The sequence below is a fragment of the Salinicola sp. MIT1003 genome, assembly GCF_001858555.1.
GTDB lineage: Bacteria > Pseudomonadota > Gammaproteobacteria > Pseudomonadales > Halomonadaceae > Salinicola > Salinicola salarius.
Window position 1 is genome coordinate 188,889 of record NZ_MCAP01000022.1, and the last position, 25,552, is coordinate 214,440.

Here is a 25,552-nt window from a genome sequence, read left to right on the forward strand (position 1 = left end):
GGGAGAAATGTATAAGGTGCCTGTTCGATACGCGGGCGGACCCCACAGAAGCGATTGATTGCATGAAACTCAAGACCATCGGATTGGCAGGACTACTGCTGGCCAGCTCTCCCGTTGCGCTGGCGGCACCTTTTGAGATTTCGGATATTCGTGTAGAGGGGCTGCAGCGCGTCTCGGCCGCATCCGTTTTCAACGCTTTCCCCGTCAGCGCCGACCAGACGGTCGATGAGCAGCAGCTGGGCGAGGCTGCTCAGCAGCTGTTCGACACCGGGTTGTTCGATGACATTCGGTTGTCTCGCGATAACGACGTGCTGATCGTCAACGTGGTCGAGCGGCCGTCCATTTCCGAGATCAATATCGAAGGCAACTCGCAGATTTCCGACGATGATCTGCGCAAGGGACTGACCGACGCCGGTCTGGCCGAAGGTCAGGTGCTGCAGCGTTCGACGCTGGAAGAGATGCAACGTGAACTCGAGCGTCTCTACCAGTCTCAGGGGCGTTACAGCTCGAACATCAAGACCTCGGTCGAACAGCTCGAGCGTAATCGAGTCCGCGTCAACATCGATATCAACGAAGGGGAAGTGGCGAAGATTCGCCAGATCAACGTCGTCGGCAACGAGGCCTACGACGACGATACCCTGAGCGATCTGTTCCAGCTCGAGGACAAGCCGGGCTGGTTCTTCGGCTGGTTCTCCGATGACGAATATTCCCGTGAAGCGCTGTCCGGCGATCTGGAGACGCTGCGTTCCTGGTATCTCGATCGCGGTTACGTCAACTTCGCGATCACCTCGACCCAAGTGTCGATCAGCCCCGACAAGTCGCGGATCTTCGTCACCGTCAATGTCGATGAAGGCAAGCGCTACAAGCTCGACGAAATCAGCTTCGATGGTGATCTGAAGATCGACGAGTCGACGGCGCGCTCGCTGGTGACGGCCAAGTCGGGTGAATATTTCTCCCAGAGCAAACTGACCGAATCCTCGGAAGCGCTGCGTCAGAAGCTCGGCGCCGAGGGCTTTGCCTTCGCCGACATCCAGGCGGTGCCGACCGTGGACGAAGCCGGCGACACCGTGGACATCACCTTCCGTGTCGATCCCGGCCGTCGTGCGTACGTTCGCCGGATCAACTTCGAAGGCAACACCACGACCCAGGACGAAGTGCTGCGTCGTGAAATGGTCCAGATGGAAGGGGCGCCAGCCTCGACCGATCAGATCTCGCAGTCGCGTCAGCGTCTCGAGCGGCTCGGGTTCTTCAAGCAGGTCGATGTGGATACCCGACCGGTGGCCGGCGAGCCGGATCAGCTGGACGTGACCTACAATGTTCAGGAGCAGCCCTCCGGTTCCATTTCCGCGAGCGTCGGCTTCTCTCAGTCGGCCGGGGTCATCTACGGCGCGGCGCTGTCCCAGAGCAACTTCCTGGGGACGGGTAACCGGGTCAACATCGGCGCGCAGCGAAGCGACACGTTCACCAACATCAACTTCGGTTTCACCGACCCTTACTGGACGCTCGACGGTATCTCGCGCGGTTACAACGTCTTCTATCGCGAGACGGATTACGAAGATTCCGACATCTCGACCTACTCGACCGACTCCTTCGGCGGCAACATCAATTTCGGCTACCCGATCAACGATCTGTCGCGTCTCAACTTCGGTGTCGGACTCGAGAGTCTGTCGATCGATACCTACGACGACACGCCGGCGGAGATCGTCCAATACACCGACGATCAGGGCGAAGACTTCTTCAACTACAAGCTGACGGCCAGCTGGACCCGCAACAACCTGAACCGCGGGATCATGCCGACGGCAGGCAGCTATCAGCGGGTCTCGCTGGAAGCCGCCATCCCGGGGTCGGATGCGGAGTATTACAAGCTGCGCTACCGTGGCCAGAAGCTGTTCGAACTCAATCCCGACTGGTCGCTCAAGTTCAGCAGCAACCTGGGCTATGCCGATACGCTCGGCTCCAACGATCCTTACCCGTTCTACGAGAACTTTTATTCGGGCGGCCTGGGCTCGGTGCGCGGCTACACCGGCAACACGCTGGGGCCGAAGACGACGGAGCGTGGCGATGGCGACGACGATACCCTGGGCGGTAACGTCCTGGTCGAAGGCTCTGCCGAGTTGATCTATCCGTTCCCGTGGATCGAGGATCGCCGGTCCCTGCAGACCAGCATCTTCCTCGATGGCGGTAATACTTATCTGACCGACTGCTATGCCGTCCCGGACGGTTACACGTCGAGCTGCGACAGTGGGGTCAATCTCGATGACCTGCGCTACAGCGTCGGCCTGGGGCTTTCCTGGCTGACGCCGGTCGGGCCGCTGACGTTCAGCGTGGCCAAACCGCTGAACGAGAAGGACGGCGACGATCCGCAGGTGTTCCAGTTCTCGCTGGGTCAGACGTTCTAATATCATGCCCTGGACTCACGGCGTCCTGGCGCCGTCGTGAGTCCAGACCGATTTTCAGACAGTTGGTCTGTCTAGTTTCAAGGAGATGCCGCATGCGCAAGATAGCAGGAGTTCTCGGACTCGGTTTGCTGACGATGGTTTCCGTACCGGCGATGGCGACGGAAGTGGGCGTGCTCGATTGGCGTGAAGCGCTGATGTCTTCCGATTCCGCCCAGGCATCGATGAATCAGCTGAAAAACCGTATCAGCGCTCAGCAGCAGCAGGCGCAGTCGTTGAGCCAGGAGCTGCAGCAGCTGCAGCAGCGTCTGCAGAAGGATGGGGACGTGATGTCCGAGTCCGAGCGGAACTCGGTAACCCAGCAGCTGCGCCAGAAGGGCGGCCAGTTCCAGCAACTGCGGGGCCAGATTTCCCAGGCGCAGCAGCAGGCCGAACAGCAGTACCTGAAGAGCGCCAAGCCCAAGCTCGACCAGGCGATTCAGCAGGTCGTCGACGAGCGCGATCTGGACGTGGTCGTGGATCGTGATGCCGTGGTCTATTCGGGTGACAGCCTCGATATTACCTCCGAAGTCACGAAGATCTTCAATTCGCTCAACTAATGGTTCAAACCGGCGCCCGTTCATGAAGAGAGATGCTTCTACCTCTTACACGCTTGGCGAACTTGCCGAGCGGATCGACGCTTGCGTGGTCGGTGACGCGAACCTGCGTGTCAGCGGGCTGTCGACGCTGACCGATGCCGGCCCGTCGGATCTGGCATTTCTCGCCAATCGGGCTTATCTGAAGTATCTGGCCACGACTCGCGCCGGTGCCGTACTGGTCAATCCGGCTCATGGCGACAGTTGTCCCTGTCCGCGACTGGAGCTGGACAACCCCTATCTGGGCTACGCCAAGCTGTCGCGGCTGTTCGATCCGCTGGTCAATCAGGCCTCTCGAGGCGTGCATGCGACGGCGGTGATATCGCCCGAGGCAACCCTCGGCAAGGGCGTCGAGATCGGCGCCCATTGTGTCATCGAAGCCGGCGTCGTCCTTGCCGATGACTGCGTCATCGGGGCAGGGTGCTTCATTGGCGCCGATACAGCGATCGGCCGCGGTTCCCGGCTGCATGCCAACGTGACGCTTTATCACGGTGTGGTCATCGGTGAGCGCGCCATTCTGCACAGCGGTTGTGTCATCGGCGCTGACGGGTTCGGGTTCGCCCACGACGGCAAGCAGTGGGAAAAGATCGCCCAGCTGGGTGGCGTCATTCTGGGCGACGATGTCGAAGTCGGCAGCTGCTCGAGTATCGATCGCGGTGCGCTGGGCGACACGCGGATCGGCAATGGGGTCAAGATCGACTCTCAGGTCCAGATCGCCCACAACGTGCAGATCGGCGATCACAGTGCGCTGGCAGGGTGCGTCGGTATCGCCGGTTCCACCAAGGTCGGCCGTCACTGTCTGCTGGGCGGCGGGGTCGGGCTTTCCGGCCATCTGACGCTGGCCGATGGTGTCCAGGTGACCGGCATGAGTCTGGTCACGAACTCGATTCTGGAGCCTGGTGTCTACTCTTCCGGCACCGGTTCGATGTCGAATAGTCAGTGGCGCAAGAACGCGGTACGCTTCAAGCAGCTCGATCAAATCGCCAAGCGATTGACCCGTCTCGAGCGTGATATCCGCGACGCCTGAGGGTTCCGGGCAGCCCTTCCGGGCCATTTCGATCGCACCCCCGAAGCTGGCAGTCGACCGGTGCGCCTGTATAATGCCCGCCCACACGGGTGAATGCTGTCTTACCGCCCTGTGCCTGCCCTTGGTCAAAGAGTAGGGGCAGGCATTTCGTTATTTCAGAGGTTGTATTGATGATCATGGACATCAACCAGATTCGCGAATATCTACCGCATCGTTATCCATTTTTACTGGTAGATCGCGTGATGGAGATCACGCTGGGCGAATCGATCGTGGCGTACAAGAACGTCAGCATCAACGAACCTTTCTTCAACGGCCATTTCCCCCATCATCCGATCATGCCCGGTGTGTTGATCATCGAAGCCATGGCCCAGGCTTGCGGCATCCTCGGTTTCAAGACGGTCAACAAGCTGCCGGCCGACGGCTATGTCTATTATCTCGTCGGTAGCGATAACGTACGCTTCAAGCGTCCGGTCATGCCGGGAGACCAGCTGCGGCTCGAAGCCAATGTCATCAAGGGCAAGCGAGGCATCTGGAAGTTTGCCTGTCGAGCCACGGTCGACGGCGAGTTGGCCTGCGAAGCCGAAATCATCTGTGCCGAGAGGAAAGTCGCTTGATTCATCCCTCCGCCATCGTCGATCCCTCCGCCCGGCTGGCCGATGACGTCGAAGTCGGTCCCTTCAGCGTGATCGGACCCGACGTCGAAATCGACGCCGGCTGCGTGATCGGACCGCACGTGGTGATCAAGGGGCCGACTCGAATCGGCAAGCGTAACCGGATCTTCCAGTTCGCGTCGGTCGGAGAAGATTGCCAGGACAAGAAGTACGCCGGTGAGGCGACACGGCTCGAGATGGGCGACGATAACGTCGTTCGCGAGAGCGTGACGATTCACCGCGGCACCATTCAGGATCGCGGCGTGACCACCATCGGCAACCGCAACCTGTTCATGGCTTACTCCCACGTGGGTCATGACTGCCTGATCGGCAACGATTGCATTCTCGCCAACCAGGCCACGCTGGCCGGTCATGTGACGCTGGGTGACTTCGCCATCATGGGGGGGCTCTCGGCCATTCATCAGTTTGCCCACATGGGCGAGCATGCCATGGCAGGCGGCGGATCGATCATCACCAAGGATATTCCCGCATTCGTCATGGTCAACGGTAACCCCGCCGCGGCGCATGGCCTGAACTCCATTGGCTTGAAACGTCGCGGTTTCTCGGCGGAAGCGGTGCGGGCGCTGGGCGAATGCTATCGTCTGGTCTACCGCAAGGGGCTGACGCTCGAGCAGGCCATCAGCGAAATCGAAAGCCGCTTCTCGCTCGACGAGACGCGCCGCTTCGTCGATTCGCTGAGAGCCTCTCAACGTGGCATCACCCGTTAGGGCGGGCGCATGCGCGTCTATCTCGTCGCGGGCGAACTTTCGGGGGATATTCTCGGTGCCGGCCTGATGCAGGCGCTCAAGCGCCGCCATCCGCAGATCGCGTTCAGAGGCATTGGCGGTCCGCGGATGCAGGCGCAGGGGCTCGAGTCGCTCTATCCGCTGGAAACCTTGTCGGTCATGGGTCTGGTCGAGGTGTTGAAGCATCTGCCGGGCCTGATCAAGGTGCGTCGTCACCTCAAGCGCGATGCCCTGGCGTGGCGGCCGGATATCATGGTCGGCATCGACGCCCCGGACTTCAATATCGGACTCGAGCGTCAACTGCACGACCAGGGCATCCGTACGGCACACTACGTCAGTCCGTCGGTCTGGGCCTGGCGCCAAGGGCGGGTCAAGAAGATCGCCAAGGCGGTCGATGGCATGTTGACCTTTCTGCCATTCGAGGCGGATTTCTACGCTGATCACCATGTGCCGGTCGCTTATGTCGGTCATCCGCTGGCTGACGAATTGCCTCTGGTCAACGACCGGGCATCGGCGCGGCAGGCTCTCGGGCTGGCGCTCGATGTGCCGACCCTGGCCGTACTGCCGGGCTCTCGCGGCAATGAAATTCGCTTCCAGGGAGAGATCTTCCTGCGGACAGCATCCGCGTTGCGCGACCGCCTTGGCGCGCTGCAGGTAGCGATCCCCGCGGCATCGCCGGAGCGTCGGCAGGAGCTCGATTCCCTGCTCAAGCGCTTCCCGGAGCTGGCGGCCAGCACGGTCGTCGTCGAGGGGCGTTCGCGTGAAGTGATGACCGCGTCCGATGCCGTGTTGCTGACCTCCGGTACGGCAGCATTGGAAACCATGTTGTGTCATCGTCCCATGGTGGTTGCCTATCGCATGGCACCGGCGACCTATTGGCTGGCCAGGCGGATGGTCAAGACGCGTTGGATCTCGTTGCCGAATCTGATCGCGCAGGAAACTCTGGTGCCGGAGCTGATCCAGGACGCCGTGACGGCCGACGGGCTGGTCGAGACTCTGCTGCCGTGGTTCGAGGATGAACAGGCGCGCTCGACGCTCGAACAGCGCTTCGCGGCACTTCACGCCGAACTCCAGCGCGGTGCCAGCGAGCGAGCCGCCACGGCCGTCACCTCGCTGGTCGAGCACGGGTCGCTGGACCCTGAAACTGGAAAGGTCTGACGAGAGAAGTCATGTCATCGAAGTCTCCGATTTCCGCCTGGCCGGACATCGTCATCGAGTACGACGGGCATCTGATTGCCGGCGTCGACGAGGTCGGGCGAGGGCCGCTGATCGGCTCGGTGGTCGCCGCCGCCGTGATTCTGGATCCTGATTGCCCGATCGACGGGCTGACCGATTCCAAGTGCCTGAGCGCGGCACGGCGCGAAGCCTTCGATCGGCAGATCCGGGAGTGCGCGCTGGCCTTCGCCGTCGGTGAAGCCACGCCACAGGAGATCGATTCGCTCAATATCTACCACGCGACGCATCTGGCGATGCGTCGTGCCATCGATGCGCTGCCGACACCGGCCGAGTATCTGCTGGTGGATGGCAACCGGCTGCCGGGACATGCGTGCCCGGGGCAGGCCGTGGTCAAGGGCGACCTGCGCCATCCCGCGATCAGCGCGGCATCGATTCTGGCCAAGGTGGTCCGCGATGCACAAATGGTCGCGCTCGATGCGCGTTATCCGCAGTACGGTTTCGCCCGCCACAAGGGCTATTCGACGCCCGAGCATCTCGAGGCGCTGGTTCGATGGGGGCCGCTCGAGGAACATCGCCGCTCCTTCGCTCCCGTGCGCGAGCAACTGGTTCTGATCTGAAGGCAAGTCAAGAATCGGATCGATCGACCATTGTGAGCCGTCGCGGCTTTGGGCATGCTGATGCTCTGCTCAAGCCGGAATTCATTCGCCGCCTGACTCGAGTTCGTCATGACAACACCCTTCGTTCATCTTCGTGTCCACAGCGAATACTCCCTCGTCGATGGCCTGGTCCGGCTCAAGCCGCTGATCAAGGCAACGGCCGAGGCCGGCATGCCGGCGGTGGCCGTGACCGACGACACCAACCTGTTCGGCCTGGTCAAGATCTACAAGGCGGCCCAGGGCGCCGGGTTGAAGCCGATCATCGGCGCCGACCTGTGGCTGCACAACGCGCACGACGAAAGCCATCCCTATCGTTTGACGCTGCTGGCGATGAACGAGGTCGGCTATCGCAACCTGACCGAGCTGATCTCGCGAGCCTGGACCGAGGGGCAGCGCCAGAACATGGCGATCCTCGACAAGGCCTGGGTCTTCGAACAGAGCGAAGGCTTGATCGCGCTGTCCGGCGCCCGGGAGGGGGAGATCGGCCGGTTTCTGATCGCCGAGCACGTCGACACCGCACGCCAGCTGCTGGCGGAGTGGCAGCAGCACTTCCCCGGCCGCTTCTATCTGGAGCTGCAGCGTACCGGCCGCCAGTACGACGAAGAGTGCGTGCACCACTCCGTGCGGCTGGCCAGTGAAAGCGGCGTACCGGTGGTGGCGACCAACGACGTCCGTTTCCTCCAGCGCGAGGATTTCTGGGCCCACGAAACCCGGGTCTCGATCGGCGAAGGCAAGGCGCTGGAAGATCCTAGGCGCGAGCGACGCTACAGCGAAGAACAGTATCTGAAGACGCCCGAAGAGATGGCCGAGCTCTTCGCCGACATCCCCGAGGCGCTCGAGAACAGCGTGATGATCGCGGCGCGCTGTAGCGCCAGCGTGCGTCTGGGCGAGATCTTCCTGCCGGAATACCCGATCCCGGAAGGGATGACCCAGGACGAATTCTTCCGCAAGATCTCTCACGATGGTCTCACCGATCGTCTCAACCAGCTGTTCGGCGGCGATACCCCGATCTATCCCGGGCGATCGCTGGCCGAGCACGAGCCCGAATATCGCAAACGGCTCGACTTCGAGCTCGATATCATCCTCAAGATGGGGTTCCCCGGTTACTTCCTGATCGTGATGGACTTCATCCAGTGGGCCAAGGACAACGACATTCCCGTCGGTCCCGGGCGGGGGTCGGGTGCCGGTTCGCTGGTGGCCTACGTGCTCAAGATCACCGATCTCGATCCGCTGGAATACGACCTGCTGTTCGAACGTTTCCTGAACCCGGAGCGTGTCTCCATGCCCGACTTCGACGTCGACTTCTGCATGGAGAAACGGGATCGGGTCATCGACTACGTGGCCGATCGATACGGCCGCAACGCGGTGTCGCAGATCGTCACCTTCGGCACCATGGCCGCCAAGGCGGTGGTGCGCGACGTGGCACGTGCCCAGGGCAAGCCGTATTCGATGGGCGACAAACTCTCGAAGCTGATTCCGTTCGAGGTCGGCATGACGCTGGCCAAGGCGATCGAGCAGGAGCCGCAGCTCAAGGAGTATCTCGAGTACGACGAAGAGGCTGCCGAAATCTGGGAGATGGCGCTCAAGCTCGAGGGCATCACGCGCGGCACCGGCAAGCACGCCGGGGGCGTGGTCATCGCGCCAACCAAGCTGACCGATTTCTCGCCGCTTTTGTGCGAGGAGAACGGCTCCGGCCTGGTGGTACAGTTCGACAAGAACGATGTCGAGGATGCCGGGTTGGTCAAGTTCGACTTCCTCGGTCTGCGCACGCTGACGATCATCGACTGGGCGCTGGAGATGGTGGACGTAGTGCGCGCCCGCGACGGGGTCGGCCCGCTCGACATCAGCACCATTCCGCTGGACGACGCCAAGACCTTCGACATGCTCAAGAAGGCCGAGACCACGGCGGTGTTCCAGCTCGAATCCCGCGGCATGAAGGAGCTGATCAAGCGCCTGCAGCCGGATTCGCTGGAGGACATGATCGCGCTGGTGGCGCTGTTCCGCCCGGGGCCTTTGCAGTCCGGCATGGTCGACGACTTCATCAACCGCAAGCATGGCCGTGCCGAGCTCGCCTATCCCAGCGCGGATTACCAGCATGAACTGCTCAAGCCGGTACTGGAGCCGACCTACGGCATCATCCTGTATCAGGAACAGGTCATGCAGATCGCCCAGGTGCTAGCCGGCTACACCCTGGGCCAGGCGGACATGCTGCGGCGCGCCATGGGCAAGAAGAAGCCCGAGGAGATGGCCAAGCAGCGCGCCGGCTTCATGGAAGGGTGTGCGGCCAACGGCATCGACAAGGACTTGGCCGGCAACCTGTTCGATCTGGTGGAAAAATTCGCCGGCTACGGCTTCAACAAGTCCCACTCGGCCGCCTACGGCCTGGTGTCGTACCAGACCGCCTGGCTCAAGGCGCACTATCCGGCGCCTTTCATGGCAGCGGTACTGTCGACCGAGATGGACAACCTCGACAAGGTGGTGCCGCTGATCGAGGAGTGCCGTCATATCGGGCTGACGGTAACGCCGCCCAACGTCAACGTGGGAGCCTACAAGTTCACCGTCGACGAAGGCGGCCAGGTCGTCTACGGGCTGGGCGCGATCCGTGGCGTCGGCGAAGGGCCGATCGGTGCCATCGTCGAAGCGCGCGAAGCGGATGGCGAGTTCTCGGACCTGTTCGATTTCTGCCGGCGTATCGATGGCAAGCGCATGAACAAGCGCACCCTCGAAGCACTGATTCGCTCCGGCGCGCTGGATACGCTCGGACCATCCCGCGCAGTGCTGGCGGCGTCGCTGGACGCGGCGATCAAGGCCGCGTCGCAGAACCAGACCAACCAGAACCTGGGCATGATGGACATGTTCGGCGAGGCCTTTGCCGACGCCGACGACCATGAGGATATCTACGCCGACTACCGCCACGCGCGCGAGTGGAGCGACAAGGAGCGCCTGGCCGGCGAGAAGGACACGCTCGGGCTCTACCTGACCGGTCATCCGATCGACGAATACGAGCACGAGCTCAAGCGCTTCGTGGCGACGCGCATCGTCGACCTCAAGCCTTCTCGCGAACCGCAGCGGGTCGCCGGGCTGGTCGTGGCGATGCGGACCATGAAGTCGAAGCGTGGCGACACCATGGCGTTCGTCACTCTCGATGATCGCACCGGGCGCATCGAGGCCTCGCTGTTCGGTGAACTGTTCGATCAGGTCCGCGGGAAACTGACCGCCGACCAGGTGCTGATCATCGAAGGCGAAGTCTCCAGTGACGACTATTCCGGCGGTTTGCGTCTGCGCAGCAAGGACGTCACCCTGATGGCCGATGCTCGTGCCCGCTTCGGCGAGGCGGTGGAGCTTTCGGTGGATGGCGGGCGTCTCAACGGCCAGTTCTCGCGTTCGCTGCACGATAGCCTGTCGCCATGGCTGAGCGAATCGGGCCTGCCGGTCCGCGTGCGTTATCGTAACGCCAAGGCCAGTGGCTGCTTCGAGCTTGCGGAGACGTGGAAAGTCTCGCCCAGCGACGAGTTGATGATGGCCCTGCGCGAAGTCGAGGGTTATGAAAAGGTTGCGCTACGCTATCGAGGTGGCTGACCCGCCGAAGCAGGGCGCCTCCTTGCTAACACTCGTGGAGGTGCGATAATAATCCGTTTCGCGGCACGCCAGTCGCCCGTGTTTCGCTCGTATTCAGACACCGAAGCTTGCCAGGATCACACAGTAGAAGCTCTATGAATCCCAATTATCTAGACTTTGAACAACCGATTGCCGAACTCCAGGCCAAGATCGAAGAGCTGCGACTGGTCGGCAACGATAGCCGCATCAGCCTGAGTGACGAGATCGGTAAGCTCGAAGAGAAAAGCCGTAAACTCACCGAGCAGATCTTTCGTGACCTGACCGCCTGGCAGGTGACGCAGCTGTCGCGCCATCCGCAGCGTCCCTACACGCTCGACTACCTGGACAGCATCTTCACCGATTTCGACGAGATGCACGGCGATCGCAATTTCGCCGACGATGCCGCTCTGGTGGGTGGCGTGGCACGTCTCGACGACAAGCCGGTAATGGTCATCGGCCATCAGAAAGGGCGCGACGTCAAGGAGAAGGTACGCCGCAACTTCGGCATGCCGCGCCCCGAAGGGTATCGCAAGGCGTGTCGTCTGATGGAGATGGCCGAGCGCTTCAAGATGCCGGTACTGACGTTCATCGACACCCCTGGCGCCTATCCCGGCATCGATGCCGAGGAGCGTGGCCAGTCGGAAGCGATCGCCTACAACCTTGCCGTCATGTCGCGCCTGAAGACGCCTATCGTCGCCACGGTCATCGGCGAAGGCGGTTCAGGCGGCGCCTTGGCCATCGGCGTCTGCGACGAACTGCAGATGCTGCAATACTCCACCTATTCGGTGATTTCGCCGGAAGGGTGTGCCTCGATTCTCTGGAAGAGTGCCGAGAAGGCCTCCGAAGCCGCTCAGGCCATGGGCATTACCGCCTCGCGCCTGAAGGAGCTCGGCTTCGTCGATTCGCTGATCGAAGAGCCGCTGGGTGGCGCGCATCGCAATCCGCGCAAGACTGCCCATCAGGTCAAGGAAGCGCTGACGGATAGCCTCGACCGCCTGCGGGCGATGGATACCGAAAGTCTTTTGGAGCGGAGATATCAACGCCTGATGAGCTACGGCGCCCCCGCCGCTTAACGGCTCTTCCTGCGCTCGCCCACACGGCGTTGAAAACCGGCTCGGCATGCTCATTGACACCCACGTCAACTCCGCTGCCTCGCCGGTTTTCGCCTTGTTTGGGCTTCGCTCGGAGCGAGCCCTCTAGGTCGTTAAGTTCCCAAGAGAATCTCACTCTATTTTCGAGGCCTAGCATAATTGCCGCAGCACGTAGGAGTCCGCCGTGCGACCCTCCCTCGAAGCTCTCGTCGATAACGTCCTGGCACGCCACGTGCCGGGGCGTGTCGTCTGGGTGGCGCTTTCCGGCGGTCTCGACTCTTCTCTGCTGTTGAGCGTGGCGGCGCCGTTGGCGCGCAAGGCCGGGGTCGAGTTGCGCGCGATTCACGTCAATCATGGTCTGCAGGCGGCGGCGGGCGGCTTCGAGACGACTTGCCGCGAACTGTGCGATTCGCTGGCCGTGCCGTTGACCGTGGCTTCGGTCCGGGTCGACGCCGCGGGGCAGGGGATCGAGGCGGCCGCTCGGGAGGCCCGTTACCAGGCTTTCGCGATGCATCTCTCTCCGGGTGACCGCCTGTGGCTGGCGCAGCATGCGGACGATCAGGTCGAGACCTTTCTGCTGGCCGCACTGCGCGGTAGCGGCGTGCGGGGGTTGGCCGGTATGCCTTCCCGGCGCGAGTGGCGAGGCATCCGGATCGAGCGGCCCTGGTTGAGCCTCCCCCGGTCGGCCTTGATGGCAGAAGCGCAGCGGCGTGGGCTCGAGTGGTCCGAGGATCCGACCAATACCGACCTGGCGTTCGATCGAAACTACCTGCGCCATCGGGTAGTGCCGCCACTGCGCGAGCGTTGGCCGGGCGTGGCCGGGGCATTCGGACAGAGTGCCGAGTGGCTGCAGGAAGCCGATGAGCTGCTGGCAGAGCTGGCGGCGATCGATCTGGATCAGGCCGGGGGCGAGCCCGGTCGCTTGCGGTTGGCGACGCTGGCCGCGCTAAGCACTTCTCGCCGTCGCCTGCTGATTCGTCATGCGCTCGAATGTCTGGGCATTCCCGCGCCGCCGGCTGCGCGCCTGGTCGAGCTCGAACGGCAACTGACGATGGTGGGGGCGGATCGCCTGCCGGTCATTCGTTGGCCGGGCGGCGAGGCGCGGGTCTGGCGGCATCATCTCTATCTGATGGCGCCGCTGTCGCCGGTGGATCCCGCTTGGCAGACGGCGTGGAACGGGCAGTCGCCGCTCGTCACCCCCTGGGGCGTGCACCGCGTGAGCCTCCATCGACTGCACGGGGCTGCCACGCCAGCGCTGCGGGTCGGGCTGCGTCAGGGGGGCGAAAGCCTGCGACTGGCGGGGCGTGGCAGCCGCGATCTCAAGCGCCTGCTGCAGGAGGCGGGGATTCCTCCATGGCAGCGTGATCGTCTGCCGTTGATCTGGTGCGGAGACGAGCTGGTGGCCGTGCTCGGCATCGTTTCGGCCGAAGGTTGGCATCAATCGCCGGCATCGCCTGATCCCGAAGCAGAAACGTGAACGTGTCTCCCGACGGTCACGACGCAGGCATCAGGCGTCGTAGTTCAACGTCAGTCCCGCAGCCTTCTGGTAGGCCGCTTCCTGTTCCAGATCGTTGAGCAGCAACGCCTGATGCCGGGTTTCCGGCAGCGTGAGATGCAGGGTGTCGCCGTCGCAGGCGAGACGGAAGTCGATGATCGCCTGTTCCGGCCGGGCGTGGTTGAGCATCACGGCGAGCCGGAGCAGGCGGGCCAGTCGTTGGTAGGTCGCCTGCACGGCGCTGGGCAGCGCCTCCAGCTCCTTCTGGGCGAATTTGCGCCGATGGGCGCGTACCAGAAACGCCAGCGCCTGCTGCTCGGGACGGGAAAAGCCGGTCAGGTCGGAGTACTCGATGAGATAGGCACCGTGGCGATGAAACTGGCTGTGGGAGATCGCCAGGCCGATTTCATGCACCTGAGCTGCCCAGTAGAGAAACAGGCGCTGCTCTTCGCCAAGTGCCCAGGCATCCCGGACCTGATCGAAGGCGGCCATGGCGGTTGCTGCCACATTTTCGGCATGGACCGTCTCGACGCTGTAGCGCCGCATCAGCAGGTCGACGCTGTGGCGGCGGGAATCTTCTGGAGTGTTGCGTCCGATCAGGTCGAACAGCACGCCTTCACGCAGTGCGCCGTCGGAATAGCGCATGCGTTCCAGATCGAAGGCTTCGAAGACCGCACAGAGGATGGCAACACCGGCCGGGAAGACCCGCGCCCGATCCTCCTTGAGACCTTCCATCGCGACCTTGTCCAGGTGGCCGAAGCCGATCAGCTTCTTGCGCAGTTTCATCAAGGCTTCGCGCTCGATCAGCGTAGCGTCGCCATCGCCTCGAGCAGCGATGACCGCTGCCGCGGCCTTGATCGTGCCACTGGAGCCGATCGGATCCTGCCATCCCAACTGGCGGTAATGGCGCTGGATGTTGGCCAGTTCGGAAAGCGCGGCCATCTCGGCGCGCCGGAAGCGCTTTTCGCTGAGCTCGCCGTCGGTGAAAAAGGTGCCGGTATAGGCCACGCAGCCCATATGGAGACTCTCCAGCGCCTGCGGCTCGAAGTCCTCACCGATGATGAACTCGGTGGAGCCGCCACCGATATCGACGATCAGGCGCCTGCCGTGTACTTCGGCCAGCGAATGAGCGGCGCCGAGATAGATCAGGCGCGCCTCTTCGCGGCCGCCGATGATCTCGATGGTGTGGCCGATCAGCGCTTCGGCGCGATCGATCAGCGCGTGGGCGTTATGGGCTGCGCGAAGGGCGTTGGTGCCGACGATACGCAGGTCGGCGGGCGAGACGCCTTCGAGAAAAGGGGCAAAGCGCTCGAGGCAGCCGAGCGCACGATCCATGGCGGCTTCGGTAAAATTTTCGTCGGCATCGAGGCCGGCGGCGAGCTGCACTTTTTCGCCCATCTTGGCGACGACCTGGAGTTGGCCGTGCTGATAATTGGCGACCAACAGGTGGAAGCTGTTGGAACCGAGATCGATAGCGGCCAGACGGCGCGTCGCGTCTTCGGCGGTCGAATTCCCGCTCATGGCGTGGCGTCCTCGAAAGCTGGCTGTAGACGGGCGAGCGCTGAGCGTCCCGATATCGAATCATGTTCGGGTAGGTAGGAGTCCAGCGCGCAGGATGCCTCAAGATTGCGGTGGGGGCGCGGCCTTGTCAATCGCCGAGGCGGCAGGCATGCTGGCGGCACTGGCACTACCCATCGAGAATCGAACCCATGCAGCCACAGCGGCGCCATCTGGACAGCGAGACGTTCGAGCGTCAGCGCGAAGAAGCGGAATCACCCTGGCTGGCGGTCTTCGTTGCCGATTGGTGCCAGCCGTGTGAAACCCTGCTGTCCCGGCTCGCTTCGGCTTCGCAGGAGTCGATCCGTGCGCTGTCGGTGGCGGTCGTGGACGTCGATCGCGAGCCGGCGCTGGCGGAGCGCTACGGTGTCAAGGGAACGCCGACACTGATCCTGTTCGTCGACGGCGAACCCAGGTTGACGCGTGTCGGTGCGTTGTCGGAACAGCAACTGCTGCAGATCGGTGAAGAGTGTGCGCGCCATTAGTCGAGGGCACTTGATAATGCGGCCGATGATCGCCATATCGATACTTGCTTTCGGAAGATAGCTTGTCTACCATCTGGACGTTCGCCTGTTCCGAATGCTTCTCGACCGCGTCGCGGTCCCCCAAGTCGTCAGTCAATCCCAGTACCGATCTTTGGACAGTGACCACTCTCTCGGATGACGCTTTCCGCGAGAATGGCAGGCGAATCGAACCGCTCTCCCGGCACCTTCGTCACACGGCCAGTCGGCATCCCGACATGCGTCGACGCTGGGCCAACAGACCATACGAATGCCTGACATCCTGGGACGACTGAACGCGCCGCGCGGCGTTTGAACTGACCGCCTCTTGTCCTTCTTTTCTATCTCGGCAAAAGTCATTGCCTGCGACACGAGCCTTCTCTGACAGAACTCATGAATCTAACCGAACTCAAGCAAAAATCCGTTCCTGAACTGCTGGATATCGCCCGCGAAATGGGTATCGATAATCTGGCGCGTTCACGCAAGCAGGACATCATCTTCGCCATCCTGAAAAAACACGCAAAGAGTGGCGAGGACATTTACGGCGATGGCGTCCTGGAGATTCTGCAGGACGGATTCGGTTTCCTGCGTAGCGCCGACTCCTCCTACCTGGCCGGCCCCGACGACATCTACGTTTCGCCGTCCCAGATTCGCCGTTTCAATCTGCGCAAGGGCGACTCGATTGCCGGCAAGATCCGCCCGCCGAAGGAAGGCGAGCGCTACTTCGCGCTGTTGAAAGTCAACGAGATCAACTTCGACAAGCCGGAAAACGCCAAGCACAAGATCCTGTTCGAGAACCTGACGCCGCTGTTCCCGCAGGAGCGCATGGTGATGGAGATCGGCAACGGCTCCACCGAGGACATCACCGCGCGGGTCATCGATCTCACCGCGCCGATCGGCAAGGGCCAGCGTGGCCTGATCGTGTCGCCGCCCAAGGCCGGCAAGACCTTGATGCTGCAGAACATCGCCACCTCGATCACGCGCAACAATCCCGAATGTCACATGATCGTGCTGCTGATCGACGAGCGCCCGGAAGAGGTGACCGAGATGTCACGGACGGTGCGCGGTGAAGTCGTGGCATCGACCTTCGACGAGCCGCCGGCCCGTCACGTCCAGGTGGCCGAGATGGTCATCGAGAAGGCCAAGCGTCTGGTCGAGCACAAGAAGGACGTGGTCATTCTTCTCGACTCCATCACTCGCCTGGCGCGCGCCTACAACACCGTAGTGCCGTCTTCCGGCAAGGTGCTGACCGGTGGTGTCGACGCTCATGCCCTCGAGAAGCCCAAGCGTTTCTTCGGCGCCGCGCGCAACATCGAAGAGGGCGGCAGCCTGACCATCCTCGCCACGGCGCTGGTCGATACTGGCTCGAAGATGGACGAAGTGATCTTCGAGGAGTTCAAGGGTACCGGCAACATGGAAGCCCACCTGGACCGCAAGCTGGCCGAGCGCCGCGTCTATCCCGCTCTCAACATTCGCCGTTCCGGCACCCGTCGCGAGGATCTGATCGCCTCCGAGGACGAGATGCAGCGCATGTGGATCCTGCGCAAGCTGCTCAACCCGATGGACGACGTGGCCGCTACCGAGTTCCTGATCGATCGCCTCAAGGATACCAAGACCAACCTGGAATTCTTCGAAGCCATGAAGCGTAGATAACATCGGTCTGCGCTCGGCAGTACGGCGTTGAACGCCGACTCGCCATGCTCATGTACGACAGTACACTCCGCTGGCTCGTCGTCGTTCGCCTTGTCCTGCCATCGTTCGATCCGATGTTCGGGTCTGATGGGATCGAGATTTGGAAATCGAGCAGAGATGCAATAGGGCAGCATGTTATGCTGCCCTTTTTGCGTTCTTGGATAGCGGGATGCGGGCAACGCCATGAAATATCACGATTTGCGGGACTTCATCGCGGCGCTGGAGGCGCGCGGTGAGTTGAAGCGTGTTACGGTCGAGGTGGATCCCTACCTGGAGATCACCGAGATCTGTGATCGCACGCTGCGAGCCGGTGGGCCTGCGCTGCTGTTCGAGAACGTCAAGGGTAGCGAGATGCCGGTGCTGGGAAACCTGTTCGGTACCCCGGAGCGCGTGGCCATGGGCATGGGGCAGGAAAGCGTCGAAGCGCTGCGTGAGGTGGGCAAGCTGCTGGCTTTCCTGAAGGAGCCCGACCCGCCCAAAGGTCTCAAGGATGCCTGGGAGAAGCTGCCGATCTTCAAGCAGGTCATGAGCATGGGACCGAAGACGTTGCGTTCGGCGCCGTGCCAGCAGGTCGTGCTCGAAGGCGATGAGGTCGATCTCGATCGTCTGCCGATTCAGCACTGCTGGCCGGGCGACGTGGCGCCGCTTGTGACCTGGGCGCTGGTGGTGACCAAGGGGCCGCACAAGTCGCGCCAGAACCTGGGGATCTATCGTCAGCAGAAGCTTGGCAAGAATCGATTAATCATGCGTTGGCTGAGTCACCGCGGCGGGGCGCTGGATTTTCGCGAATGGCAGCAGACACACCCCGGCGAACCCTTCCCCGTCGCGGTGGCGCTGGGGGCCGACCCGGCGACCATCCTGGGCGCCGTGACACCAGTGCCGGACACGCTCTCCGAGTACGCCTTCGCCGGCCTGCTGCGCGGTTCGCGGACCGAACTGGTCAAATGCGGCCACGCCGACCTGCAGGTCCCGGCTTCCAGCGAGATCGTGCTGGAAGGTTTCATCCATCCGGACGACATGGCCCCCGAAGGGCCCTATGGCGATCACACCGGATACTACAACGAAGTCGAAAGCTTTCCCGTCTTTACCGTCGAGCGGATCACCCATCGGCGTGATCCGATCTACCATTCGACCTACACCGGCCGCCCGCCGGACGAGCCCGCGGTGCTGGGGCTGGCGCTCAATGAAGTGTTCGTGCCGATCCTGCGCAAGCAGTTTCCCGAGATCGTCGACTTCTATCTGCCGCCGGAAGGATGCTCCTATCGCATGGCGGTGGTGACCATGAAGAAGCAATACCCCGGTCACGCCAAGCGGGTCATGATGGGCGTCTGGAGCTTCCTGCGCCAGTTCATGTACACCAAGTTCGTGATCGTGCTGGACGACGATGTCGATGCCCGCAACTGGGAAGACGTGATCTGGGCGATCACCACCCGGATGGACCCTGCCCGGGATACGGTGATGGTGGAGAATACGCCGATCGACTATCTCGACTTCGCCTCGCCGACGGCGGGGCTGGGCTCGAAGATGGGGCTGGATGCGACCAACAAGTGGCCCGGCGAGACGACACGGGAGTGGGGAGAACCCATCGTCATGGATCCGGCGATCAAATCGCGGGTCGACGAGCGCTGGGAAAGCTATGGTATCGATATCGCGCCACCACAGGCGCGAACCGGAAAACCCTCGGACGGCGGTGCGGCATGACGGCAAACGATGAGGTGAACATGACGGTCAGAACGTTGACCTGCCAGGTGGAAACCGTCGAGGATCTGACGCCCGATGTGTTCCGGGTCGTGCTCGAAGGGCGTGCCGAGGCGATTGCCCATGCGCCCGGGCAGTATCTCGAACTGGAATTGCATGAAGAGACCTGGGTGCCGTTCTCGATCGCCTGCGCCGAAACCGGCGACGGCCGTCTGGAGCTGCACATTCAGCATTGGCCGGAACGCACCCACTCGGCGCGCCTGCGGGAGCTGCTGACCCATCGCAATCGGCTGTCGGTCCGGCTGCCCAGCGGCGAGTGCACGCTACCTGCAGGCCGTTCGGAGCCGCTGCTGCTGATCGCCGCCGGTACCGGCTTTGCCCAGCTCAAGGCCATCGTCGAAGCCGCCCTGACCGAGAATCCCGAACGGGACATCTCGATCTGGTGGGCCGTGCGCGAGCGCCGCGATCTCTATGCTGAAACCCAGGCGCGGGAATGGGCCCAGGCGTATGCGAACGTTCGTTTTCACGCTGTGGTCGAAACCCCGGAGGCCGCGCTCGAGGCGCTGCCCGGCGTGCGCTGGCACACCGGGCGTATCGATGAGGTGCTGGCATCGCAGCTGGATACGTTGGAAGGCGTCGAGATCTACCTCGCCGGATCTCCCGGCATGGTCTATGCCTGCGTGGATACGCTGGCCCCGTTGGGGCTGGTCGAATCGCAGGTCCATTCGGACGTCTTCAGCTATGCGCCGCGGGTGCCGTTTCTGCCACTGCCGGAGAGCGACCCGGATCAGGCGCCGTTGACCCCGGGCGAGATCGCCTCGTCACCGGAGAAGAAGTCGTGAGCCAATCCCCGATCCTGATCACCGGTGGCACCCAGCGCCTTGGGCTGCACTGTGCCGAGCGGCTGCTCGACGACGGCCATCCGGTGATCGTCACCTATCGCCGCGAGCGGGAGTCGCTGTCGGCGCTACGGGAGCGTGGCGCGGTGACGCTGGCGGCGGACTTTGCCACCGAAGCCGGTATTCTCGACTTCATCGCCCGGCTGCGGGATAACACCGCGAGTCTGCGCGCCATCATTCACAACGCTGGGGAGTGGTTGTCGGACCCCGGCCCCGAGGCGGCCGGCGAAACCTTCGAGCGTCTGTTCCGGGTCAACATGCAGGCGCCGTATCTGATCAATCTCCATGCCCGCAGCCTGCTGGACGCCTGCCAGGAGCCGCAGCGCGACATCGTGCATATCACCGACAGCGTAGTACAGCGGGGCGCGGCGGGGCAGTCCGCCTACGCCGCCACCAAGGCCGGGCTGGAAAGCCTGACCCGGTCGTTCGCCGCCCAGTTCGCGCCCACGATCCAGGTCAACGCCATCGCGCCCGGTCTGGTGATGCTCGCCGAGGGCGAAGACGTAGATGGCGGCCGCGACCGGCGCGTGCCGGGGCCAGGGGTGATCTACCAGACCCTGCGTTACCTGCTCGACAATGACTTCGTCACCGGCACGATAATGCCGGTTGACGGCGGCAGCCACCTGGGCTGAAAGCGCCGCGATTCGTCTATAGCGAGACGGTGCTGTTGCGAATCTGTACCAGTTTGCCTTCGTCGATCACGGGGCCGGATGGCTTGCCTCCCGGCGCGCCGGAGCTCGGCTCCATGCTGACGGCGAAATCGGCGGTCTTCATCAGGCCCAGCATCTTGGCGGGCAACTGCATGGTGGCCTGGCCCTGAATCGGCAACATGCCTAGCGAAACCGGCGTACCGTTCTCCATCATCCACAGCTCGCCACCCTTGCCTGCGGGCATCGGGCCGGGTTTGACCGCCTGAACCATCATCTTGCCGTCGAGGGTGGCGTTGATAATCCAGGCCGGCTGGCCGCTGGCGTGGTTGATCACGAAGACATATTCACCGGGCATCATCGCCGGCTCCCGTGGCGTCAGCGCGATCACTGCCAGAACCAGCGCCGCCGCCGTCGCGAAACCGCTGAACGCCCGCCAGAAGCCGAGACGCTGCAGCAGGCCCGCTCTCAGGCCCAGGCGCGCGACAATGCCGGACCACAGATGGCCGGGCGGCGTCACCGGTTCCAGCTGCTGGTTGAAGATCTGCAGGTGCTCTCGCCAGGCATCGACGCTACGCTGCAGATCCGTGCTGACCGCCAGCAATGCCTCGAACTCGGCGCGCTGGTCTCGATCCAGCGTACCGAGAACGTACTCTCCGGCGGCCAGCTCGCGCGCTTCGGGGTCGCTCAAGTCAAACGTGTCATGCATGCCTTCAACCTCTCGAGGCCTCTGCGGACCCAGCTCTTGACGGTTCCCAACGGCGTGGTGAGATGCGATGCCAGATCTTGATGGGTCAATCCTTCGAAAAATGCGAGCTCGAGCACCTGGCGCTGTTGCGCCGGCAATTCGGTCAGGCACTGCTGCAGCGATTCCGCCTGCTGATTGATGTCGCTCTCGCTCTCGACATCGGATTCGCCGGGCAGTGAATCGATGATCGCTTCGCTATCGGCTTCCTGGGGGCGTTGACGCCGGAGCCAGTCGATGCCGATGTTGCGAGTGAGGGTCGAAAGCCAGGTCATCGGGCGGGCGCGGGAAGCATCGTACTGTCCGGCCACCTGCCATACCCGCAGGTAGACCAGTTGCAGGCAGTCCTGCGCGGCCGCTTCCTGCCGAACGATACGCAATAGCTGGGCGTATAGATGCGGACTGGTCGCGCGGTAGAGATTCTCGAAAGCGAGACCATCGCCACGGGCGCTGGCGTGAAGATTGTCGATCAGCACGTCATGAGGTGGGTAGGCCATGAAAGTCCTTGGAATCCTTTCTTTTTCTGATTTCCCAGTCTCGTCAACGGGCGAGAACAAGTAAAGCTCGGCGGCCAGCGTTTGCCTCAAAAGACTTGTCAAAACGCGCCGGGGCGTTAGGATAGAGAGACAATTTGCGACATCACGTCTTCGTGACGAACGATGTTTGCGAACGAACGTCTGTGAGAAAGATCATGACCGAACGCCACGATTCACGCTTCATCGACACCGCCAACGCCGTTGGCGGTGCGATGGCGTTTGCGTTCTTCGGTTATGGCTATTGGTTTAGGACTGGCGTGCCCGCCGGTTGGTCAACGTGACCTGAACCCGCGAGGCACGCCCGGAACCGGGCTGCCTCCTCCTCGCATCAAGAACCCCCGGATGGCAGGCCCACCCGGGGGTTCTCGCGTTTTCGGGTCTCGATTCTTGAACATCACCTGGAATGAGATCGTTATGGACGCTGCCACATCCGAATTGAAACCGGCCCTATCCACGCCGAAATCATCGTCTTCCATCAGAGCGCTGCCATTGCCGACGGCGCAGGAGCTGCGTCGGCAGCTGCCGGTGAGCGCGGCGCTCGAGGCCCGGATCGCTGCGAGCCGCGAGGCCATACGGGCCATCCTCGAAGGCGAGGACGATCGCCTGCTGGTCGTGACCGGCCCCTGTTCAGTGCACGACCCTGCCGCGGCGCTGGAGTATGCCGAGCGTCTGGCGGCACTCAATGAAGCGGTGGAGGACCGGCTTTTGCTGGTGATGCGCGTCTACGTCGAGAAACCGCGTACCACCGTCGGCTGGAAAGGGCTGGCCTACGATCCCCACCTCGACGGCAGCGACGACATGGCCGCGGGCCTGGCCATGGCGAGACGGCTGATGCGCGATATCGCCGAACTGGGCCTGCCGGTCGCGACGGAGCTGCTGCAGCCGATGGCCGGCGCCTACTTCGATGATCTGCTGAGCTGGGTGGCGATCGGCGCGCGGACCACCGAATCCCAGATTCACCGTGAACTCGCCAGCGGGCTGGCGGCGGCGGTCGGATTCAAGAACGGAACCCAGGGCAATGTCGATGTCGCTATCGCTGCCATGCAATCGGCGGCCCATTCGCATCGCCACTTCGGTGTGACCGCCGACGGCGGCCCGGCGATGATCGAAACGCCGGGCAATGCCGCCACGCATCTGGTGCTTCGCGGTGGCCGCAACGGGCCCAATCATGATGCCGAGAGCGTGGCTGCCAGCCGCCGGGCGATGACGCAGGCCGGGCTCGCGGCGAGGATCATGGTCGACTGCAGCCACGCTAACTCGAACAAGGACCACCGGCGTCAGACGGAGGTTCTCTACGATGTGCTGGAACAGCGCATGGCCGGTGATCGCAGCCTGATCGGCGTGATGCTCGAAAGCCACCTGTTCGAAGGCAAGCAGGCGCTCAATCCCGCGGCGCTGCGCTATGGCGTGTCGATCACCGACGCCTGCCTGGGCTGGGAGACCACCGAACAGCTGTTGCTGCGTGCGGCGGAGCGGCTTGGTCAGGCCTGAACCGTGTCCCCGGCGGTCGCCGGGGGGACATCATCTCGTCATATTCCCGGCTTAGCCTCGTCACGACGAGCAATCCGTGACGAGTCAGGGAGACAAACATGAGCCGGGATGTCGAAGATCATCGAATTCACAACAACAGCCAGAATCTGCCTTTCGGTGAGGTTGTCGAGCGCCATCTTTCGCGTCGCCAGATTCTCCAGGGTGGCCTGGGGCTGGCCGCGCTTTCCATGATGGGAGGGTTCGGGCTCGGCGGCAGCAATGGTGCCTGGGCCCAGAACAAGACGCCGCTGGCGCTGGCCTTCGAATCGATCAAGGGCTCGCACACCGATGCGGTCGTGGTGCCGCCCGGATATCGGGCACAGGTGCTGATTCCGTGGGGAACGCCGCTCAATGCCCGGGCCAGTGCCTGGCAGAAGGATCTCGCCATGACCCCCGAGCAGCAGGCGAACAGCGTGGGCATGCATCATGACGGCATGCACGCCTTCCCCCTTGATGCGGAAAGTGGCTCGCGCCGTTTTCTGCTCGCGCTCAACAACGAGTACATCGATCAGGATGCCCTGTGGGCGCCCCAGGGTGGCCCGACCCAGCCGGACGGTGTGCGGCCGGCCGATGAGGTTCGCACCGAAATCAATGCCCACGGCGTCACCATCGTCGAGATCCGCCGCCAGGATGATGGCGGCTGGACGCATGTGGTCGACTCTCCCTACAACCGCCGGATCACGACCGCCACACCTATCATGCTGGCCGGGCCGGTCGCAGGCAGCGACTATGTCAGGACACGCTACTCGACCGACGGTACTCGAACGCGCGGCACCAACAACAACTGCGCCAATGGCTACACCCCCTGGGGAACTTACCTGACCTGCGAGGAAAACTGGCCGGAAGTCTTCGTCAATACCGGCGAGCGCTTCAGCGACGATGCCCGCCTGGGCTTGCCGACCGATCGCGGGCGCTACGGCTGGGAAACGGCGGCCGGCGATGGCGAGCAGGAAGACGAGTTCTCGCGTTTCGATGTCACGCCCCGGGTGGGCGAGGCGAGTGAAGACTATCGCAACGAAGCGCGGACCTTCGGCTACGTGGTCGAGATCGATCCGTATACCCAGGCCATGGCCGTCAAGCGCACGGCGCTGGGACGTTTCCGCCACGAGGGGTGCTGGCCCGGGCCGGTCCGCGCCGGCGAGCCGCTGACGTTCTACACCGGTCACGACTCGCGCAACGAATATATCTACAAGTTCGTCAGCGCCGCCAAGTGGGACCCCGCCGATGCCCCTCGGCCGGGCAACGAAGCGGATCGTCTGGCCATCGGCGGCAAATACCTCGATGAAGGCACGCTCTACGCGGCGCGCTTCGATGAAGACGGGCGAGGCGAGTGGCTGCCGCTGACGCCGGATGCGAAAACGCCATCCGGCCAGACGCTGGCCGCGGCGCTGGGCCTGGCGGCCGACGATACCGCCGGCATCATCATCCACACCTGTGACGCAGCCGACCTGATGGGCGCGACGCCGATGGATCGGCCGGAATGGTCGAGCGTGGACCCTGTCTCCGGCGAGGTCTACTTCACCTTGACCAACAACTCGAAACGCACGGCGGCGGATACCGAAGCCAGTTTCACCAACGACGGCACGGCGATCGATGCCGGCGGCGTGGGTTACGCCACGGCGCCCGCCAATGTCGCCAACCCGCGCGCCAACAACGAGAACGGACACATCATTCGCTGGCGCGAGCAGCCGGACAATCGCTTTGCCTGGGAGATCTTCGTGTTCGGCAGCGACGCCGGCGCAGGCGACAATCGCTCCGGCCTGACCGAGGACAACCAGTTCGCGAGTCCCGACGGCCTATGGTACGACGCGCGTGGCGAAGGGCAGGGCATTCTCTGGTTCCAGACGGACAACAGCGACAATGCCGTGGCCGAATACACCAACGACCAGTTGCTGGCGGTGGTGCCGGGCGCGCTCGGCCAGGACGCCAGTGGTGCCGGCTCGGTCATCGATGCCGCCAATCAGAGTCATCTCAAACGCTTCGCCGTGGGGCCGAATGGCTGTGAGGTGACCGGTATCTTCGCCACGCCGGACCGCACCGCGCTGTTCATCAATATCCAGCATCCCGGTAACTGGCCGGCGGATGGCGACGCCTTGGGCCAGGACGCCACCCGGGCCACGAACGGCCAGGTTCGCCCCCGCGCGGCGACGGTAGCGATCTGGAAGGAAGACGGCGGTCAGGTCGGCCTCTGATCGATCGAGAGCGGGCGCATGAAGAAGGCTGGATGCGAAAGCATCCAGCCTTTTTTATCGAGTCATCAATTCATCCGGTCACCGCTA

21 protein-coding genes are annotated in these 25,552 nt (G+C 63.0%); 18 read left to right on the top strand and 3 right to left on the bottom strand.

Features of this window, described 5'->3' with window-relative positions; translation table 11 throughout:
* Positions 1–62 precede the first annotated feature (62 nt).
* From bamA to tilS, 10 genes are all read left to right on the top strand, one after another.
* Positions 63–2,399 (top strand): outer membrane protein assembly factor BamA, encoded by a 2,337-nt coding sequence (gene bamA, locus BC443_RS10705; protein WP_247643262.1) that lies wholly within the window; start codon positions 63–65, stop codon positions 2,397–2,399.
* 92 nt (positions 2,400–2,491) lie between these two features.
* Positions 2,492–2,995, top strand: a complete 504-nt coding sequence (locus tag BC443_RS10710; RefSeq protein WP_071231818.1) for an OmpH family outer membrane protein — start codon at positions 2,492–2,494, stop codon at positions 2,993–2,995.
* A 22-nt stretch (positions 2,996–3,017) separates the two neighbouring features.
* Entirely contained in the window at positions 3,018–4,058 is a 1,041-nt protein-coding gene (lpxD, locus tag BC443_RS10715) for a UDP-3-O-(3-hydroxymyristoyl)glucosamine N-acyltransferase (protein ID WP_071231819.1), read from the top strand.
* A gap of 170 nt (positions 4,059–4,228) precedes the next feature.
* Entirely contained in the window at positions 4,229–4,672 is a 444-nt protein-coding gene (gene fabZ / locus BC443_RS10720; protein ID WP_071231920.1) for a 3-hydroxyacyl-ACP dehydratase FabZ, read from the top strand.
* Entirely contained in the window at positions 4,669–5,436 is a 768-nt protein-coding gene (lpxA, locus tag BC443_RS10725; protein WP_071231820.1) for an acyl-ACP--UDP-N-acetylglucosamine O-acyltransferase, read from the top strand. Before fabZ ends, lpxA begins: the two co-directional genes overlap by 4 nt.
* Positions 5,437–5,445: 9 nt before the next feature.
* Complete coding sequence (lpxB, locus tag BC443_RS10730; protein WP_071231821.1) at positions 5,446–6,612, top strand: lipid-A-disaccharide synthase; 1,167 nt, start codon at positions 5,446–5,448, stop codon at positions 6,610–6,612.
* Between the two features lie 11 nt (positions 6,613–6,623).
* Positions 6,624–7,247, top strand: coding sequence for a ribonuclease HII (gene rnhB, locus BC443_RS10735; protein WP_071231822.1), 624 nt, complete (start codon positions 6,624–6,626; stop codon positions 7,245–7,247).
* A 108-nt stretch (positions 7,248–7,355) separates the two neighbouring features.
* Entirely contained in the window at positions 7,356–10,865 is a 3,510-nt protein-coding gene (gene dnaE, locus BC443_RS10740; protein ID WP_071231823.1) for a DNA polymerase III subunit alpha, read from the top strand.
* A gap of 134 nt (positions 10,866–10,999) precedes the next feature.
* Positions 11,000–11,956, top strand: a complete 957-nt coding sequence (gene accA / locus BC443_RS10745; RefSeq protein WP_071231824.1) for an acetyl-CoA carboxylase carboxyl transferase subunit alpha — start codon at positions 11,000–11,002, stop codon at positions 11,954–11,956.
* Between the two features lie 202 nt (positions 11,957–12,158).
* Positions 12,159–13,451, top strand: coding sequence for a tRNA lysidine(34) synthetase TilS (gene tilS, locus BC443_RS10750; RefSeq protein ID WP_071231825.1), 1,293 nt, complete (start codon positions 12,159–12,161; stop codon positions 13,449–13,451).
* A 30-nt stretch (positions 13,452–13,481) separates the two neighbouring features.
* Here the strand turns inward: tilS and BC443_RS10755 are convergent, their stop codons facing one another.
* A complete protein-coding gene (locus BC443_RS10755; RefSeq protein ID WP_071231826.1) occupies positions 13,482–14,990 on the bottom strand; it encodes a Ppx/GppA phosphatase family protein in 1,509 nt (502 codons plus the stop codon).
* A gap of 188 nt (positions 14,991–15,178) precedes the next feature.
* Here BC443_RS10755 and BC443_RS10760 point away from each other — a divergent pair, with 188 nt between their 5' ends.
* The 5 genes from BC443_RS10760 to folM all read left to right on the top strand — a co-directional run bounded on the left by BC443_RS10760 (position 15,179) and on the right by folM (position 20,447).
* Entirely contained in the window at positions 15,179–15,511 is a 333-nt protein-coding gene (locus BC443_RS10760; RefSeq protein WP_071231827.1) for a thioredoxin domain-containing protein, read from the top strand.
* Between the two features lie 408 nt (positions 15,512–15,919).
* Complete coding sequence (gene rho, locus BC443_RS10765) at positions 15,920–17,179, top strand: transcription termination factor Rho (RefSeq protein ID WP_071231828.1); 1,260 nt, start codon at positions 15,920–15,922, stop codon at positions 17,177–17,179.
* 222 nt (positions 17,180–17,401) lie between these two features.
* Entirely contained in the window at positions 17,402–18,919 is a 1,518-nt protein-coding gene (gene ubiD / locus BC443_RS10770; RefSeq protein WP_071231829.1) for a 4-hydroxy-3-polyprenylbenzoate decarboxylase, read from the top strand.
* A 20-nt stretch (positions 18,920–18,939) separates the two neighbouring features.
* Entirely contained in the window at positions 18,940–19,758 is an 819-nt protein-coding gene (locus BC443_RS10775) for an FAD-binding oxidoreductase (RefSeq protein WP_071231830.1), read from the top strand.
* The gene (gene folM, locus BC443_RS10780; protein ID WP_071231831.1) at positions 19,755–20,447 is read left to right on the top strand and encodes a dihydromonapterin reductase; all 693 of its coding nucleotides are present in this window, start codon (positions 19,755–19,757) and stop codon (positions 20,445–20,447) included. The genes BC443_RS10775 and folM overlap by 4 nt, the downstream gene beginning before the upstream one ends.
* A gap of 16 nt (positions 20,448–20,463) precedes the next feature.
* Here the strand turns inward: folM and BC443_RS10785 are convergent, their stop codons facing one another.
* Together BC443_RS10785 and BC443_RS10790 are read right to left on the bottom strand one after the other, a co-directional pair.
* A complete protein-coding gene (locus BC443_RS10785; RefSeq protein WP_083387332.1) occupies positions 20,464–21,171 on the bottom strand; it encodes an anti-sigma factor in 708 nt (235 codons plus the stop codon).
* On the bottom strand, positions 21,150–21,704 hold the full coding sequence (locus BC443_RS10790) for a sigma-70 family RNA polymerase sigma factor (RefSeq protein WP_071231833.1): 555 nt from the start codon (positions 21,702–21,704) through the stop codon (positions 21,150–21,152). Before BC443_RS10790 ends, BC443_RS10785 begins: the two co-directional genes overlap by 22 nt.
* Before the next feature lie 194 nt (positions 21,705–21,898).
* Between BC443_RS10790 and BC443_RS19225 the strand changes: the two genes are divergently transcribed.
* The 3 genes from BC443_RS19225 (at position 21,899) to BC443_RS10800 (ending at position 25,465) form a co-directional block, all read left to right on the top strand.
* On the top strand, positions 21,899–22,024 hold the full coding sequence (locus BC443_RS19225) for a hypothetical protein (protein ID WP_276233242.1): 126 nt from the start codon (positions 21,899–21,901) through the stop codon (positions 22,022–22,024).
* Between the two features lie 133 nt (positions 22,025–22,157).
* Positions 22,158–23,234 (top strand): 3-deoxy-7-phosphoheptulonate synthase, encoded by a 1,077-nt coding sequence (locus tag BC443_RS10795; RefSeq protein WP_071231834.1) that lies wholly within the window; start codon positions 22,158–22,160, stop codon positions 23,232–23,234.
* A gap of 98 nt (positions 23,235–23,332) precedes the next feature.
* Positions 23,333–25,465, top strand: a complete 2,133-nt coding sequence (locus tag BC443_RS10800) for a PhoX family phosphatase (protein WP_071231835.1) — start codon at positions 23,333–23,335, stop codon at positions 25,463–25,465.
* Positions 25,466–25,552 lie beyond the last annotated feature (87 nt).